The 15,403-nt window shown below is 62.4% G+C and carries 16 protein-coding genes; 8 read left to right on the top strand and 8 right to left on the bottom strand.

Annotated elements, in window-relative coordinates; genetic code table 11:
- Nucleotides 1-10: 10 nt before the first annotated feature.
- From JHX87_RS13705 to JHX87_RS13695, 3 genes are all read right to left on the bottom strand, one after another.
- Nucleotides 11-832 carry a VPLPA-CTERM sorting domain-containing protein gene (locus JHX87_RS13705; RefSeq protein ID WP_271884277.1) on the bottom strand — a complete coding sequence of 274 codons (822 nt, stop codon included), beginning with the start codon at nucleotides 830-832 and terminating at the stop codon, nucleotides 11-13.
- A 19-nt stretch (nucleotides 833-851) separates the two neighbouring features.
- Nucleotides 852-1,298: a DoxX family protein gene (locus tag JHX87_RS13700; RefSeq protein ID WP_271884276.1), complete on the bottom strand. Its 447-nt coding sequence runs from the start codon at nucleotides 1,296-1,298 to the stop codon at nucleotides 852-854.
- Between the two features lie 84 nt (nucleotides 1,299-1,382).
- The gene (locus JHX87_RS13695) at nucleotides 1,383-1,688 is read right to left on the bottom strand and encodes a hypothetical protein (RefSeq protein ID WP_271884275.1); all 306 of its coding nucleotides are present in this window, start codon (nucleotides 1,686-1,688) and stop codon (nucleotides 1,383-1,385) included.
- A 161-nt stretch (nucleotides 1,689-1,849) separates the two neighbouring features.
- Here JHX87_RS13695 and JHX87_RS13690 point away from each other — a divergent pair, with 161 nt between their 5' ends.
- Complete coding sequence (locus JHX87_RS13690) at nucleotides 1,850-2,386, top strand: DUF1269 domain-containing protein (RefSeq protein ID WP_271884274.1); 537 nt, start codon at nucleotides 1,850-1,852, stop codon at nucleotides 2,384-2,386.
- Between the two features lie 48 nt (nucleotides 2,387-2,434).
- Here the strand turns inward: JHX87_RS13690 and JHX87_RS13685 are convergent, their stop codons facing one another.
- Nucleotides 2,435-3,043 (bottom strand): VPLPA-CTERM sorting domain-containing protein, encoded by a 609-nt coding sequence (locus JHX87_RS13685; protein WP_271884273.1) that lies wholly within the window; start codon nucleotides 3,041-3,043, stop codon nucleotides 2,435-2,437.
- Between the two features lie 186 nt (nucleotides 3,044-3,229).
- Here JHX87_RS13685 and mtgA point away from each other — a divergent pair, with 186 nt between their 5' ends.
- From mtgA to queG, 3 genes are all read left to right on the top strand, one after another.
- Entirely contained in the window at nucleotides 3,230-3,973 is a 744-nt protein-coding gene (gene mtgA / locus JHX87_RS13680; protein ID WP_377776071.1) for a monofunctional biosynthetic peptidoglycan transglycosylase, read from the top strand.
- Nucleotides 3,974-4,034: 61 nt separating this feature from the next.
- A complete protein-coding gene (fzlA, locus tag JHX87_RS13675; protein WP_271884271.1) occupies nucleotides 4,035-4,721 on the top strand; it encodes an FtsZ-binding protein FzlA in 687 nt (228 codons plus the stop codon).
- Between the two features lie 64 nt (nucleotides 4,722-4,785).
- Nucleotides 4,786-5,808 carry a tRNA epoxyqueuosine(34) reductase QueG gene (gene queG, locus JHX87_RS13670; RefSeq protein WP_271884270.1) on the top strand — a complete coding sequence of 341 codons (1,023 nt, stop codon included), beginning with the start codon at nucleotides 4,786-4,788 and terminating at the stop codon, nucleotides 5,806-5,808.
- Here queG and JHX87_RS13665 read toward each other — a convergent pair.
- The 3 genes from JHX87_RS13665 to mobA form a co-directional block, all read right to left on the bottom strand.
- Entirely contained in the window at nucleotides 5,805-9,398 is a 3,594-nt protein-coding gene (locus tag JHX87_RS13665) for a calcium-binding protein (RefSeq protein ID WP_271884269.1), read from the bottom strand. The two genes, queG and JHX87_RS13665, sit on opposite strands and share 4 nt — an antisense overlap.
- 121 nt (nucleotides 9,399-9,519) lie before the next feature.
- Entirely contained in the window at nucleotides 9,520-10,272 is a 753-nt protein-coding gene (gene cobA / locus JHX87_RS13660) for a uroporphyrinogen-III C-methyltransferase (protein WP_271884268.1), read from the bottom strand.
- Nucleotides 10,273-10,649: 377 nt separating this feature from the next.
- Nucleotides 10,650-11,264 (bottom strand): molybdenum cofactor guanylyltransferase MobA, encoded by a 615-nt coding sequence (mobA, locus tag JHX87_RS13655; protein ID WP_271884267.1) that lies wholly within the window; start codon nucleotides 11,262-11,264, stop codon nucleotides 10,650-10,652.
- Nucleotides 11,265-11,462: 198 nt separating this feature from the next.
- Between mobA and exbB the strand changes: the two genes are divergently transcribed.
- Genes exbB through JHX87_RS13640 form a run of 3 tightly spaced genes read left to right on the top strand, consistent with a single transcriptional unit; the run spans nucleotide 11,463 to nucleotide 13,741 of the window.
- Nucleotides 11,463-12,431 carry a tonB-system energizer ExbB gene (exbB, locus tag JHX87_RS13650; protein ID WP_271884266.1) on the top strand — a complete coding sequence of 323 codons (969 nt, stop codon included), beginning with the start codon at nucleotides 11,463-11,465 and terminating at the stop codon, nucleotides 12,429-12,431.
- 3 nt (nucleotides 12,432-12,434) lie between these two features.
- Nucleotides 12,435-12,917: a TonB system transport protein ExbD gene (gene exbD / locus JHX87_RS13645; protein WP_271884265.1), complete on the top strand. Its 483-nt coding sequence runs from the start codon at nucleotides 12,435-12,437 to the stop codon at nucleotides 12,915-12,917.
- Nucleotides 12,914-13,741, top strand: a complete 828-nt coding sequence (locus JHX87_RS13640; protein WP_271884264.1) for an energy transducer TonB — start codon at nucleotides 12,914-12,916, stop codon at nucleotides 13,739-13,741. The genes exbD and JHX87_RS13640 overlap by 4 nt, the downstream gene beginning before the upstream one ends.
- Before the next feature lie 169 nt (nucleotides 13,742-13,910).
- Here the strand turns inward: JHX87_RS13640 and JHX87_RS13635 are convergent, their stop codons facing one another.
- Nucleotides 13,911-14,618, bottom strand: a complete 708-nt coding sequence (locus JHX87_RS13635) for an ImuA family protein (protein ID WP_271884263.1) — start codon at nucleotides 14,616-14,618, stop codon at nucleotides 13,911-13,913.
- A gap of 124 nt (nucleotides 14,619-14,742) precedes the next feature.
- Here JHX87_RS13635 and JHX87_RS13630 point away from each other — a divergent pair, with 124 nt between their 5' ends.
- Nucleotides 14,743-15,351 carry a LysE family translocator gene (locus JHX87_RS13630; protein WP_271884262.1) on the top strand — a complete coding sequence of 203 codons (609 nt, stop codon included), beginning with the start codon at nucleotides 14,743-14,745 and terminating at the stop codon, nucleotides 15,349-15,351.
- The last annotated feature ends 52 nt before the right edge of the window (nucleotides 15,352-15,403 follow it).

The raw sequence follows: 15,403 nt of genomic DNA, 5'->3' as shown, positions 1-15,403 counted from the left end.
TTCTCGATTCTCAGGCTACGATGCGTCGGCGGCGCAGCATCACAAGTGAAATCAGGCCTCCACCCAGCAAAGGCAGGCCTGCGGGAAGCGGGACTGGCGCCGGCTGGCCGCTGGAATAGGTGATGTCCGACAAATCGAATAGGACGTCGTAAAAGGTCATATTATAAAAATAATAATTGTCACCATCTGGAACGGTGTAGCTAAAGTCATCATAATTTGTGTGATAATTGTAAGTTCCGCTCCCACCATAAATGTAGAAAAACGAAGTCAAATCTGACGCGGCACCCAGATCAATACCCCCTGGGTTCGGCCCAAGCGGATACGTACTGTTTCCGTGAACAATGCCACTCCAGTCAATGTAGTTACAGTTCCAACCATTGATAGAGCAGGTCGCGCCGATAAACAGGCCATCAACGGATGTGATATCGATCTGGCCAGAGGCAATCTCATCGAAGCTGTTCACAAATGGTGCAGGCCTGGGATACCCTGGACAGACCGCAAAATAACCAAGATTGGTAGTTTCACCGAGGTCCGGATAAACATCAGGTGTCGAGTAGTAGCCTTCACATGTCAGCCCGCCCGACTTGTAGGTCAGGTTGAATGTGTAAGTTTCAGTGATTGTCGCCGCCTTCGCAAGGGCTGGTGCCGTCAGAAAAAGCAGGACGGCCAGAAGGCCTCTTAAGCTTCGCATCGTAAAATCCTCCCAATGAAAATAGAAATGTCCCGAAACTCGCGATTCGTGACCGTTCCATTCTTGCACGGAACACTCACCGATCAAGATAGCGTGCAATTTCAAAAGCAAACGCGGCCCGGAATGGGCCGCGTTTTCCATGTCAGGATTTGGGGCAGGATCAGAACTGACGCCCGATCAGACGATCCAACGACAAGCGCCCGCCGCCATGCACGGCAAAGAACACGGTCAGCCCCAGCCACAGCAGGGATTTTTCGGCACCGGCATAGCCTTCGGCATTGGCGACCCAGTGGAAATAGGTCGTCACGCAAAGCACGATCGAGGTGGCAACCGCCGCGGGACGCGTCAGCAGACCCAGCAACAGCAGCAGGCCACCGAAAAACTCAGTCCCTGCCAGCATCGGCGCCCAGAATGCGCCCGGGTAGAAGCCCAGACCTTCCACCATGCCGACCGCAGCCATCGGATTGTTGATCTTGGGCCAGCCATGCACCATGAAGGCTCCGCCCGCGATGACGCGCATATAGGTGATGGCCAGCGGCGACAGGGCCGCGTAAAGCCCGCCAAGGCCCGGGATGATCAGGCGGGTATCGTCTGTTTGATAGCTCATATTCGTCTCCAGAAAAGCGACCATCATCGGCCGCCGTGATATGTGGCAACCGCAAGCGGTTGAATGTCGGAATGGGAAGCCGGATCAGGCGGCGGGTGGCCGCAGCGGCACGGCGACCGTCACGCCGTTACGGCGCGGATAAGACATCGCAAGGGCGCGGCTTTCTGCGTGCGGTGCTGTCGGAAAGATCTCTCGGGACAGGATCAGATCACAACATGCGGGCGCTTTCTTCACCTCCTGCACCGATGCGGCAGGTAGGGTCGCGGCATAACACATCTGCGCCACCCGAAATTGCGATGAACAGCTTTTTCCGGAAAGACCGCCGCCCGCGACAAGGATGGTCATGCCGGTAAAGGCCAGAATCAGCATCAGCGTGACAGCAGATTTCATGAAATTTCAGCACCAATCTTGTTGATTTTCTATGCCCTGCGGCACGCAGCATGGCAAGATGCCGCGCCTCTCGGCCAAAACCTGCCGTTGCGTCATCATATGCTTGTGAAGTTTCGTGACTGTCCTAGCATTCAGGGGCTTCTTTTTGAAAGGGGACTACCATGTCAGAACTGATTGCTATTGCTTTCGACGACGAGCCCACGGGCTTTGATCTGCGTACAGAGCTGGTCAGGATGCAGCAGGAATACCTGATCGAACTGGAAGATGCCGTCGTCGTCACACGCTCGTCGGAACAGGACATCAAACTGCATCAGGCCGTCAACCTGACTGCCGCAGGCGCGGTCAGCGGCGGGCTGTGGGGCAGCCTTGTCGGGCTGTTATTCCTGAATCCGCTTCTGGGGGCCGGGGTTGGCGCGGCCTCGGGCGCATTGGCCGGAAAGCTGTCGGATGTCGGCATCAATGACGACTTCATGCGGGACGCGTCACAGTCGCTTCAACCCGGCGGCTCGGCCGTGTTCGTGCTGATCCGGAAAATGACCGCCGACAAGGTGCTGGAGCGGTTGAAGAGCTTCCACGAGAAGGGGCGCGTTCTGCAAACCTCGCTCAGCAATGATGCCGAAGAAAAACTGCGCGCGGCATTTTCGGGACAGGCGGCTCCCCCTGCCGCTGCGCCAGAGGCAGCCGCCGAAACCACCTGAGCGCGACCAAAGGAAAGCCGGGCCCCGTCACCCGGCTTTCCCCCGCAATCACCCCTTGCGCATGCGGCGCCACGCGCCGAACCCGAACAACGCGCCTCCCAGCAAGGGCAGGCTGGCAGGAAGCGGAACCGGCGCAAGCGCCGAATTCGTGTAGACCACTTCGGTCAGCTCAAAATCTACCATCGAATAGTAAAACAGGCCCTGATCATCCCACATGTAATCAGTGCCATAGCCGTAGGAACCGGGGCTGCCGCTGAGGTCAAATGCCGATGATATCTGCGAATTCAAGGTGAAATCGATGTTGCCAGGGCTTGATCCCACCGGGGTGGAGGGAAGAAAATCATCGCTGTAATAGCAGTTCTTTCCGTTGATCTCGCAACGGGCATTTTCCAGTCCCGTATCGTTGAATGTCAGTGAGAACATCCCTGCATAGGTCTCTCCAATACTCATCCCATAGGTCAGCAGAGCCGGGCCGCGTTGCCCGAACTGGGCAGGGCATGACGTCTCGGAGCCAACAGAATCTCCGCAGAGAAGGTCGCCTGACGTCAGTGTGGCGTTGAAGGTGAAAGTCTCGGTGACGGTTGCGGCTCTGGCCAAGCCCGGCGCGGCGATAATGACAAGGATAAGAAGGAAATTCCTGAGCTGACGAAAATTCATGGCAGCACCCTATATAAAATTGTACAAAACAGTTTCAGGCTATCACGGGCTGTTCACTTCTCCTAAACGATTACGACCTGATGACGAACAATCCCCTTTCATCCGCCGCCTTTGGCAGCCTGTCTGACAGGCCTTTCTTGACGCGGATATGCCCGGCGTGACAAAGCCGGTGCCATGATCCTGCGCATGTTGTTCCGGCCCCCTGCGATTGACGACGCGCCCACCGCGAAGGGAGGGGCGCGCGTTTCGCGGCGGTGGCGGCCGTTGCGGCGGGTGTTGATCTGGCTGCGCTGGTTCGCGCTGCGCTGCCTGCTGCTGATGGCCGCATTGGTGCTGTTCTATGCGCTGATCAACCCGCCCACGACCTGGACCATCGTCAAGGAATCGCGTGACCACCAGATCGCGCCGCGCGACTGGGCGGATATCGAGGATATCGCACCGGTCATGCTGCGCTCTGCAGTGGCGGCGGAGGATGCGAATTTCTGTCTGCATTGGGGCTTCGATATGACGGAAATCCGCAATGTGATCCGATCGGGCGGCAGTGGCGGGGCCTCGACCATCACGCAGCAGACGGCGAAGAATGTCTATCTGTGGCAAACCCGAAGCTGGCCGCGCAAGGCGCTGGAAACCGTGTTCACGCCGATGATCGAGGCATTCTGGTCAAAGCGCCGGATCCTTGAGGTCTATCTGAACGTGGCCGAGTTCGGTCCCGGGGTTTTCGGGATCACCGCCGCCGCGCGGGAATATTACGGCACCACCCCGGATCGCCTGACGCGGGTGCAGGCCGCGCGGCTGGCTGCGGTTCTGCCCGCGCCGAAATCGCGCAGCCCGCATCAGGCCTCACGCCGGTCGCGGGCGATTGCCGACGGGGCCGCCACGATTGCGCGGGATGGGCGCGCTGAGTGCTTTCAGACCGGCGGTGACAGTTGAAACAGCGACGCCAGATCCGTATCAAGATGCCGTTGCGCAATAAGGGGTCTCGAAGCAGTCAATGAATACGAATACGCAGACCACGCGGCTTTATCACACGGCCCTGTCGCCCTTTTCCCGCAAGGTGCGGCTGGTGCTGGCCGAGAAGAAGATCGAGGTCGAGCTGGTCGATGAGAAATATTGGGAGAATCCGCCGGATCTGAAGCGGCGGAACCCGGCCGGGAAACTGCCCGTCCTGCGCTATCGCGGCAATATGCTGGCCGAGAGCCAGGCCATTGTGGAATATCTGGACGAGGCCGTGCCCACGCCCCCGCTGATGCCGCAGGCGCCGTTGGAGCGGCACGAGGTGCGCAGGCTATGCGCCTGGTTCGATGACAAGTTCAACAGCGAAGTCACGCAGCCGATCATGGTCGAGCGGGTGTGGAAGAAGGTTCAGAGGTCGGGCTATCCCGACAGCCGCGTCGTCAAGGACGGGCTGCGCGCCATCAAGGAGCATATCGATTACCTGACCTCGCTTCTGGAGACGCGGCGCTGGCTGGCGGGCAATACGCTGACCCTGGCCGATTTCACCGCAGCGGCGCATTTTTCCTGCCTGGATTACATCTCGGACGTGGATTGGGACCGGTCCGAGATGCTGCGCGACTGGTATGCGACGATCAAGTCCCGGCCGGCCTTCCGGTCGGTGCTGGCCGATCAGGTGCCCGGCATTCACCCGGCCCCGCATTATGCCGAGCTGGACTTCGGATAAGGCAGGGGGGCCTTGCCCCCCATCGTCTGACGACGATTCCCCCCAGGATATTTCTGCACAAAAGATGCTGAAAGCGGCGCTGGCCGCGGAGGCCGAGGCGGTGGGTTTTTCGCGGATGCGGATCACGCGCCCGGATGCGGTGCCGGAAATGGCCGGGCGGTTGCAGGAATATCTGGCAGCCGGGCGGCATGGGCAGATGGGATGGATGAATGAGCGGGTGCATTGGCGGGGTGATCCGGCTGCGCTGTGGCCCGAGGCGCGGTCGGTGATCATGTTGGCAGAGCTTTATACGCCCGATCATGATCCGCTGGATGTTCTGGCGCGAAGGGATCGGGCGGCGATCAGCGTCTATGCGCATGGCAAGGATTACCACGATCTGGTCAAGAAGCGACTGAAACGGTTGGGGCGCTGGCTGCTGGAGCGTGCCAGGGGTGAGGCGATCAAGGTTTTCGTCGATACGGCGCCGGTGATGGAGAAGCCTTTGGCGCAGGCGGCGGGTCTGGGGTGGCAGGGCAAGCATACGAACCTGCTGTCGCGCGATCTGGGCAGTTGGTTCTTTCTGGGCTCGATCTTCACGACGGTGGAATTGCCGGTGGATGTGCCGGAGGTCGAACATTGCGGATCCTGCCGCGCCTGTCTGAACGCCTGTCCGACGGGGGCTTTTCCGGCGCCCTTCCAACTGGATGCGCGGCGCTGCATTTCCTATCTGACGATCGAGCATAAGGGGCCGGTCGATCCGGAGTTGCGGGCGCTGATGGGGAACCGCATCTATGGCTGCGATGATTGTCTGGCCGTCTGCCCCTGGAACAAATTCGCCCAGGCCGGGACCGAGATGCGCTATCGGGGTATTGTCGATGCGCCGCCCCTGGCGGAGTTGGCGGCGCTGGATGATGCGGCATTCCGGGCGCGGTTCTCGGGCAGTCCGATCAAGCGGATCGGGCGGGATCGTTTTGTCCGCAATGTGCTTTATGCCATCGGGAATTCGGGGGATGCCGGGCTGATCCCGGCTGCTGCGGCGCTGCGTGGCGATCCGGATGCTGCCGTCGCCGATGCCGCAGAATGGGCGGTCGCGCGGTTGCGGGGCTAAAGCAGGAAATCATCCGCATCGAGGCGCAGGATGCCATCCAGTCGGATCAGCATATCGGCGCGCCCGTCGCCGTTCAGATCGATCTGGACATGCGTATCGCCGCGCTCATGCGACCAGCGCAATTGGCGGCCGCCGTCGAAATCATCCTGTCCGATATAGTCGAGATTCAGGCGCCGAAGCTCCAGATGATCCTGATTGGGGCGGAAATCCTTGATGAAATCCGCGAATTTTCCGGGTTTGCTGTCAAGGGGGCGCAGATAGACGAAGTTGTCCGGCCCCCGACCACCGAACAGCTTGTCCGGTCCCGGACCTCCGATCAGCCTGTCGGGGCCGCCGTTGCCGAACAGCCTGTCCGGGCCGCCGCCGCCGAGCAGGGTATCGCGCCCGCCGCCCCCCTTCAGCCAGTCACGCCCGCCACCGCCTGCAAGCCGGTCCGGACCGCCGCCACCGATCAGGTTGTCATTCCCGCCGCCGCCCAGAAGGGTATCGCGACCGCCTCCGCCTACCAGAACGTCGCGTCCGCCGCCTCCGGCAAGGCGATCGTTGCCCGCCTGACCGAACAGCCTGTCATTCCCACCGCCGGCATTCAGCACATCGTCGCCGTGGCCGCCAAAAAGTGTATCCCTGCCGCCGCCCGCGAATATCCGGTCGCGACCGGCGCCGCCCTCGAACCGGTTATGTCCGATGCGGTCATTCAGCAGGTCATTTCCGCCGCCACCTTTCAGGGTGTCGCCATGGCCACCGCCGAACAGGCTGTCATTGCCATCTTTGCCATCGAGGTAGTCGCCGCCCGCCCCGCCATAGAGCCGGTCATTGCCTCTGTCGCCGAACAGGCTGTCATTGCCGTGGTCACCGTAAAGGCGGCTGTTGCCATCGCCTGCCGACAGGTAGTCATTGTCGCCGCCGCCGCGCAGGATGTCGCGGCCGCCGCCACCGTAGAGCCTGTCATCTCCATCGCCGCCCGACAGGCTGTCATCGCCCGCACCACCGTAAAGCGTATCGCGCCCTCCGCCCGCGATCAGGCTGTCCTGACCATCGCCGCCCTCTAGGTAATTATGGCCGGATTTGTCCTCAAGCAGGTCATTTCCAGCCTCTCCCAACAGGGTATCATTGCCATCATCGCCGTAGATCCTGTCATTGCCGCCGCCGCCGCGGATGTGGTCATTCCCGTATTCGCCGCGCAGATAATCGGCGAAGGCGCCGCCCACCAATGTATCATCGTGATTGCCGCCATAGAGGACCGAGCCGTCATCACCGGCGATCAGCAGGTCATTGCCGTCCTGGCCGTAAAGGCGGTCCTTGCCGGGTCCTGCTGACAGGCGGTCATTGCCGCCGCCGCCTTGCAACGTGTCATTGCCCGGCCCGCCCTCCAGCGTGTCGGCGCCGCTGCCAGCGGTCAGCACGTCATTGCCGCCGCCGCCATCCATGAGGTTATTGCCGCTGTCGTCCAGCAGCAGATCGTCGCCATCCTCTCCGAACAGGCGGTCATTGCCAGTGTCGCCCCGCAGCGTGTCATTGCCGCGACCCCCGCGCAGCAGGTCGTCATCATCGCCGCCGCGCAGGCTGTCGGTGCCGGATCCGCCGATCAGCGTATCGCGACCCCGCTGGCCCAGAAGGACGTTCTGACCGGAACTGTCGCTGAGAAGATCGTCGCCATCGCCGCCATCCAGCGTGTCATGCCCGGCTTCCCCGTCCAGCGTGTCGTTGCCCTGATCGCCATAGAGACGGTCATTCCCCTCTCCGCCCCATAATTCGTCCTGATCATGGCCGCCATAAAGCGTGTCATTGCCCCGATCGCCGCGCAGCGCGTCATTCCCCGCATCGCCGAAAAGCCAGTCGCTGCCGTCATGGCCGCGCAGATAATCGTCGCCATTCTGACCGCGCAGCTGGTCATTGCCATCCTCACCCATGATGGTGTCATGGCCGTCCCCGCCCGAGATCGTGTCATGCCCGGCCCGGCCATAAAGCACGTCCGAACCGCCCGCGCCGACCATCCGGTCGCCTGCTTCGGTGCCAAAGAACCATTGCCCCCGGGTCGTGGCCTGATCCTCGGGGCGGTTCCTGATCGGATCCAGTTCAGGCAGCCAGTAATGGGCGATCGCGAAGATCTCATTGCTGAAATCCGTGGGGCGCAGGCGCCTGCCATCGCGGCTGACGATATCCAGGATCGTCTCGCCGAACAGGATGCGGATGCCGTCGGATCGCGACAGGAAGGTCAGTTGCCAGGTGCTGCGAATCATCCCCAGCATGGACAGGTCCAGCCGGTCTGTGCCAAGCTCGAAATCGGTGATCTGGATGCGCCCGTCCGGGCGGGTCAGGACAAAGCTGTCCGCGCCATCGCCCCCTGTCAGCGTGATGCTGCGATCGCCGCTGACCAGAACATCATCCCCGGCACCGCCCCGGATCGCGCTTGTCCCGGCAGAGGCGACCAGCATGTCATTGCCCGAGGTGCCGGTCACGACGCCCGACCCGGCCAGCGCCGTGGTCCCGATCTTTCCGGGATCGAACAGAAGCTGGCTGATCCCGACTTCGCTGTTGCTGGTGACATAAAGCGCGATGCGCCCGTCAATGGCGCTTGCCCGCATCTCTCCGACATTGGACAGGGTCAGCGCGTCGGTATCCGCGATGGTATAGATAAAGACCAGCCGCCCGTCTGGCAGCAGGGTGAAGACGCTGATGCCATCATCCGCGCCGCCCACGAAGACAAAGGCGCGCCCATCCACCACCGCCGTCGCGATGGCCGAGACGGATTGGAACCGCGTCGTCAACTCATCCACGATATGATCGGTGGTGGTCAGCGCGCCATTTTTATCCAGCCGGAACACCGATAGCGATGATGAGGTCGCGCCCGCCACCACGATGAAGGTCTTGTCGCCGAACTGCACCGCCTCGACCTGCGAGGGGACGTAATAGCCCGTTCCCTGCCCCGCGACATGCATCGCGCCGCCGGTCAGTTGCCCGCTCTCTGACAGAAGATGGGTCGAAACGAAGTTGCCCAGCCCGGAAATCGCCACCAGAATCCGCTGCCCCTCGACCACCACATCGATGATCTGATCCAGCGAGGCCCCCTCCATCGCGTCGCTGCCATTCAGCTTGGCGGAAGAGATATCGGGCGACAGGCTGCCATCGGGGCGCAGCTTCTGCACATCCAGCTGCAGGATCGCCTTATGCGCGGAGTAGATGAAATCGCCGCCCCCGACCTGCCCCATGGCAGAGATATTCGTCCCGACCGCGCTGTCGGAAAACAGCCGCGACAGGGTCTGTATCGTCCCTGCGGGCGACAGGGCCATGCCCAAAGCCTCGGCCCCGCCCAGTTGCCCCAGATGAAGATAAGACCCGTTCGCCGTGGTCAGCACGGTCAGATCGGGATCGCCCTGATAGGTCAGGTTCGACGGGAAGGACTTGCCATGCACGCGGACAAGCGGCGCTGTCGGGTCGGGGATGCGATAGCTGGACACCCCACCGCCAAATCCGCTGACCGCAAAAAGCAACCATTGTCCCCCGATCTGGGCAATCTCCAGATCGGTGACCTTTGACAGCCAACTGCGTTGTGTGGTGCCGAATGTCACCACATGCCGATAGGAAAGCATAACCCTACTGCGTCAGAATCCCGGGCAGTCAGGCTAGGGGATCCGCCTTTAAGCGGCACTTAAATCCCACCTCCGAACGCCCGCTTTCTAGGCAGGGTTTGAGACAAGTTTTATTTTATTTTCAGGTATTTCCGTAGCCCTTCAGGACCAGTGGTCCGTACAGGATCAGCCCCGGCTGCACGACGGTGATGTCACGCATCATCCGGGCCAGTTCGTCGATCGTGGTGCGCAGCAAACGCTGATGCGGATGGCCCACCGCCTCGGCGAACAGCGCGGGCGTATCGCCGGGCAGGCCATGGGCGCGCAACCCCTCGGCCAGCTTGGGAAAACTGCGCTGCCCCATGAAAACGACCGTGGTGACATGCGGATCGGCAAGGGCCGCCCAGTTGATATCCTCAGGCAGGTGGCCGGTCACATCGGCGCCGGTCACGAATTGCACACGCCGGGCCGTCAACCTGCGGGTCAGCGGGATTCCTGCCGCCGCCGCCGCCGCGCTGGCCGAGGTGACGCCGGGAATGATCTCGAAGGGGATGCCAGCCTCGGTCAGGGCGATCAGTTCTTCCTCCAGCCGCCCGAAAATGCCGGAATCGCCGGATTTCAGCCGCACCACCCGCCGCCCGGCGCGGGCCTGGCTGACCAGCTGCATATTCACATGTTCCTGCCGCGCCGAGGGGCGCCCTGCGCGTTTGCCCACGGCAATCAGTTCGGCGTCGGGATTGGCATGGTCCAGCACCGGGCCAGAGGCCAGATCGTCGAACAGGATCACATCGGCCTGCGCCAGCCGGCTGACAGCCTTCAGCGTCAGCAATTCCGGATCGCCCGGCCCCGCCGAGACAAGTGAGACAAAACCATTCGCGGGTTCAGCGTCGGACACGGAAAAATCCCTTTGGATCGGGTCTCAGCTACAGCACCGCCGCAAGACATACAATCCTGCCTGCCGGGTGCGCCGCGCGTTCAGGCCGGTTGCAGCAGTGGTTTTTTTGAGAAATGGGGGCTGTTTGGCGGTGCGGAAGATGATCCGCAGCAGCCTGAGCCGAAACACACCTGTCTTGCTGGCGACCGCATGGGGTGCTGGCTGGATAGGGGTTCGGTCTGGCGGGAATTCGGGATTGCTGGCTGGCTTGGGCGCTGGCTTGCTATCTTGGGTCAGCAGATAGGACGGCCACAGCGGGAAGTCAAGAAAAATATTTGAAAACAAATAGTTGACTGGTTTTGTCGGGCAATACTTTCAGGCGCAACACGGGGTCGTTCTCAGGCAGGTTTTTCAAGATGTTGTCGCGCCCGGATCAGGTCTTCGGGGGCGTTCACGTTGAAGAAGGGATCGAAATCGCGCCCGTCCCAGACAGCAATTCTGGCCCCCTGCTGCTGCGCAAATCCGCGCAGACGCCGGTGCCCGGCCCGCAGATATGACCGCAGAGCCGCCGCCAGGCCGGTCGGCCAAAGGCCAAAGACAGGATGCCAGATCAGATCGCCTTCGGCATGCTGGCTGGCGGCGATGACGGGATGAGGGCCCTCCTGCATGGCCGCGAATTTCTGTGACAGGTCGTGGGGAAAGAAGGGCGTATCCCCGGCGACCGTCACCACGAAATCCGCGTTCCGGGCGGCGGCCCAGTCCATTCCCGCCAGAATACCCGCCAGCGGACCGGGATAATCGGGCAGGGGATCTGCCACAACCGGCAGGCCGAAGGCGGCGAAACGCTTCGGATCGCCATTCGCATTGATCGCCAGATCGCCGCATTGCGGCCGAAGCCGCGCGACGATCTGCTGCAGCATCGGAGCGCCGCCCAACTGTTGCAGCGGTTTATCGCCGCCGCCCATGCGGGTGGCGCGACCTCCGGCAAGAATGATGGCGGGATGGGCGATCATCGCCCGACTTTCCGACAGCCGGGCTCGCTGGGCAAGCGCAGAATGCGCGGATCAAGTCGCAGCCGAATAGTTGACAATTTTACCCTGACGTTTGATACCGCCGAAAAAGTCGCGTTAACGAAGGTGAATCGGGCGGCAATTCCGCCCATGCCTTTGGCCCAGCGAAAGACCCATATGCCGAAAGAGACAAGGAACATCATGACTCATATGCCACTGTCGCGCCGTGGTGCTGGTATCGCCGTCACGCTTGCCTGTCTGCTGGCATCCCCCGTCGCCGCGCAGCAAGAGCCCGCGCCCGCAGAAGCCCCGACCGCGACCGAGGCGGCAGAGGCCACGGGCCCGACAACGGAAACGGGAACGGCGCCTGTGGCCGAAACGGCCCCGGCCCCTGACGCGGCACCCGCGATCACTGCCGCCCCCGCACCGGCCTTGGCCCGGACCGAAGAGCGCGACCCGAACCTGCCGCATGACCTGTCGCCCATGGGCATGTATCGCGCCGCCGATTGGGTGGTGAAATCGGTGATGGTCGGTCTGATCTTTGCCTCGGTCGTGACCTGGACGGTGCTGGTCGCCAAGATGCTGGAACTGTGGCAGGCCAGCATGCGCGTGCAGGCAGGCACCAAACGCGTTGCGCAATCGACCAACCTGACCGAGGCCCTGCAATCCAGCGGCACACGCAGCGATGCCGTGTCGCGGATGATCCAGGCCGCATCGCAGGAATATGACCGCTCACTGGTGGCGGTGGATCAGGCGGGCGATGACGGGCTGAAAGAGCGGGTCGATTCGCATCTGGACCGGATCGAGGCGCTTGCCGGGCGCCGCATGTCGCGCGGCACCGGCGTTCTGGCGACCATCGGTTCGACCGCGCCCTTTGTCGGGCTGTTCGGCACCGTCTGGGGGATCATGAACGCCTTTATCGGCATTTCGGAATCGCAGACCACCAATCTGGCCGTCGTCGCACCGGGCATTGCCGAGGCGCTGCTGGCCACCGCCCTTGGCCTTGTCGCCGCGATCCCGGCCGTGGTCATCTACAACGTCTTTGCCCGCGCGATCACCGGCTATCGCCTGCGCCTGTCCAATGCCGCCGCGGGCATCCGCCGCATGGTCAGCCGCGATCTGGACTTTCGCGGCGTAGCGGCGGCACCCGCTGAAACCCGGAGGGCATGACCCATGGCCGGAGGCATCCGCGAAAATCACGGCGATGATCTGGTCGAGAATCACGAGATCAACGTCACCCCCTTCATCGATGTGATGCTGGTGCTGCTGATCATCTTCATGGTCGCGGCGCCTCTGGCCACGGTGGATATCAATGTCGATCTGCCCGTCTCGAACGCGACCCCCAGCGAGCGTCCTGAACAGCCGGTCTTTGTCACTGTCAAACCCGACCTGACCTTGTCCATCGGCAATGAAACGCTGCCGCTGGATTCGCTTGGCACCGCGCTGCGGCAGGCGACCAATGATGACAAGGGCCAGCGGATCTTCCTGCGCGCCGACAAGCAGGTCGCCTATGGCGATCTGATGACGGTGATGAATTCCATGCGCGACAATGGCTATCTCAGCATCGCGCTGGTGGGGCTGGAAACCGGCGCGGCTGCCCCGGCAACCGAAACGGCCGGGGCCGCCGCGCCCACGAATGAAGCCCCCGCAGAATGAGGAAATGGGGCGACATCTTCGGGGAATGGGCCCTTTGGGCGGGCGCCATCGTGGTCATTCTGGCGCTGCATTACGGTGTGGGCATCTGGGCGGAACGCTGGGCCGCCGCCAACCCGCCGGCCGGGCTGCCCAAGGCCATCTATATCCAGATGGCGCCGCCCGAATCCTTCGCATCGCCAGAGCCGGTTCCAGCAGAGCAGCCGCAGGCTGAACCTGAACCTGCGCCCGAAGCGGAACCCGAAGCCGAGGCTGAGCCCGTCGACGATCCGATCGAGGTTCCCGAACCGAAACAGCTGGAGCCGATCGAGGATTTTTCCTCGCTGATCCCGCAGGTCGATACACCTTCGGCGCTGGCCCTCACCTCATCCGTTGCGCCGGATCGCCGCCCCGAACGGCGCAAAAAACAGACCCGCCCGGATCCCGAGCCGCGTCAGGAACGCCGCAGCGAGGCAGAGCCGCGCCGACAGACCCAGCAATCCTCACAGCGATCCGCGCCAAGCCGCAGCGCCCCGCAGGGCATACCCGGCCCAAGCGCTCAGCAGGTCCAGCGCATCACAGTCACCTGGCGAGACCTTGTGGGGCCATGTATTGCCAGACAGGTTAAACGTGTAAAAGCGCGCAGCGGCGAAGGTCTCACAATCAGTGTCTCGATCACTATTGCCAGAAGCGGTCGCGTTCAGGGGGTCCGTCTTGGCGGTTCGACCGGGAATGCGCGCACGGATCAGGCGATTTCCCGCGCCGCAGGTCGCGCCCGATGCCCGGCCGCGCCGCGTGGCTTTCCGCGTGCGAATCAAACATTCACGCTGCCGATCCTGATCAATTGATAGCCTGCCATCACAGGCCCGGTATCAAATGGCTCGATACGCCTTCGGATCGTGGCCCGGGGCCGTCAGGACCTGGTGCCGGGCGTGATGAGCACGGCCCGCCCACAGCCCGAACGCCGTCAGTTCGAACCGGAAACCCCATTGCCTTCTGACAGGGCGTCGGACCCTGCTACAGATCCTCACACCGGCATTCGGCCTTGCTGGACAGGTCATTCTGCAACAGGGCAAGCACCGCTGCCACAGGATCGGCATCCACGACATGCGCCCCACTATCGGATTGGCGGCGCCCGCGCTCTGGCTGAGGCATCGGCAGATCCGCAAGCTCGGTCACCTGATCAGAGATGCCGTCCCAGGCCAGACGCCAGCAGGCGCTGCGGCCCCGCTTGTTCTTGACCAGATGCCATTCATGCCATGCCGCCTCGCCGCCCGAGGGCAAGGGCCGACAATGCCAGCGGGTTTCCGTCGCGTTCGAGCCCGCATTCTCGGCGATCAGCATCAGGGCGACGGTCTGCCCTTCCTCGGCGGCCAGTTGCAGCCTGCGGCCCGCGGTCAGCGATAGCGGCTTTTCGGGCGCGGCAATGACCAGCCCGACCGGACCTGCCCGCAGCGCCTGTTCCACGGTCCAGAGCAGATCGACCTCTGACTGCGGGCGCAGCATGTAGAGGCGATTGCAGAGCTCTGTGGGCAAGCCGCGCGGAAAGGGCAGGCTGTGATCATGGGCGGGCTGCACCCAGAAGACCGACCCCGGATGGCGAATCGCCTGCCAGATGGCAAAGGCATGGCGGCCCGTTCCCCCGGCTTCATGCATGCGTGCGGGGGCAAGTTGGATGGCGTCGCGGAACTCTGCCGATGGCAGGGCGAGGGAACGAATCTGCATTTAGGAACAATACAGGAACATCTGCCATCGCAAAAGCTGCACCGCATCACAACTGTTGCCAAGTGACCCCAATCCGGCGCAGATAGCCCCATTACCGAAAAACCGCCGCATGAGGATGCCCGAAATGCCTGTCGAAAACTGGATTGCCTACGCATTGGCCTATACGATTCTGTCGGTCATTCCCGGCCCCAGTGTGCTGATGGTAATTTCGCAGGCGCTGTCACGCGGCAAGCGCGCGGCAATGGCCTGCATTATGGGCGATGTGGCCGGGGGTGCGGTGATCATGACGGCCTCCTATCTGGGTCTGGGCCTGATCCTCGCCTCATCCAGCATGGCCTTTATGGTGCTGAAATGGCTGGGTGTCGCCTATATGGCCTATCTGGGCTTCACCCAGATCCGCGAGGCGCGATCCCTGGCCGAGATCAAGCTGCATGCGCAGCCCAAAGGCGGCTTCCGCGTGGGGTTCGTCACCGGCGTGCTGAACCCCAAGGCGATCATGTTCTACATGGCGTTCCTGGCACAGTTCATGGACCCCGCCGCCGCACAGGTGCCGCAACTGCTGATCCTGATGGCAACGTCAAGCGTGGTGGTGATGGTGGTGCTGGGCATCTATGCGCTGCTGGCCTCGAAAATCAGCGAGCAGTTAAAAACCGTCCGCGCCCGCAAGGGTCTGGCCTATGCGGGCGGGTCATTCCTGCTGGGCGGCAGCGCGTTGATGGCGGCCACGCGCTAACGCGTGGCATCGCCCTTATTATCTGCTGCCTGATGTCGTAGCTTTACAATCA

The sequence above is a fragment of the Paracoccus fistulariae genome, assembly GCF_028553785.1.
Classification (GTDB): domain Bacteria; phylum Pseudomonadota; class Alphaproteobacteria; order Rhodobacterales; family Rhodobacteraceae; genus Paracoccus; species Paracoccus fistulariae.
This window is presented reverse-complemented; position numbering and strand designations above follow the sequence as displayed.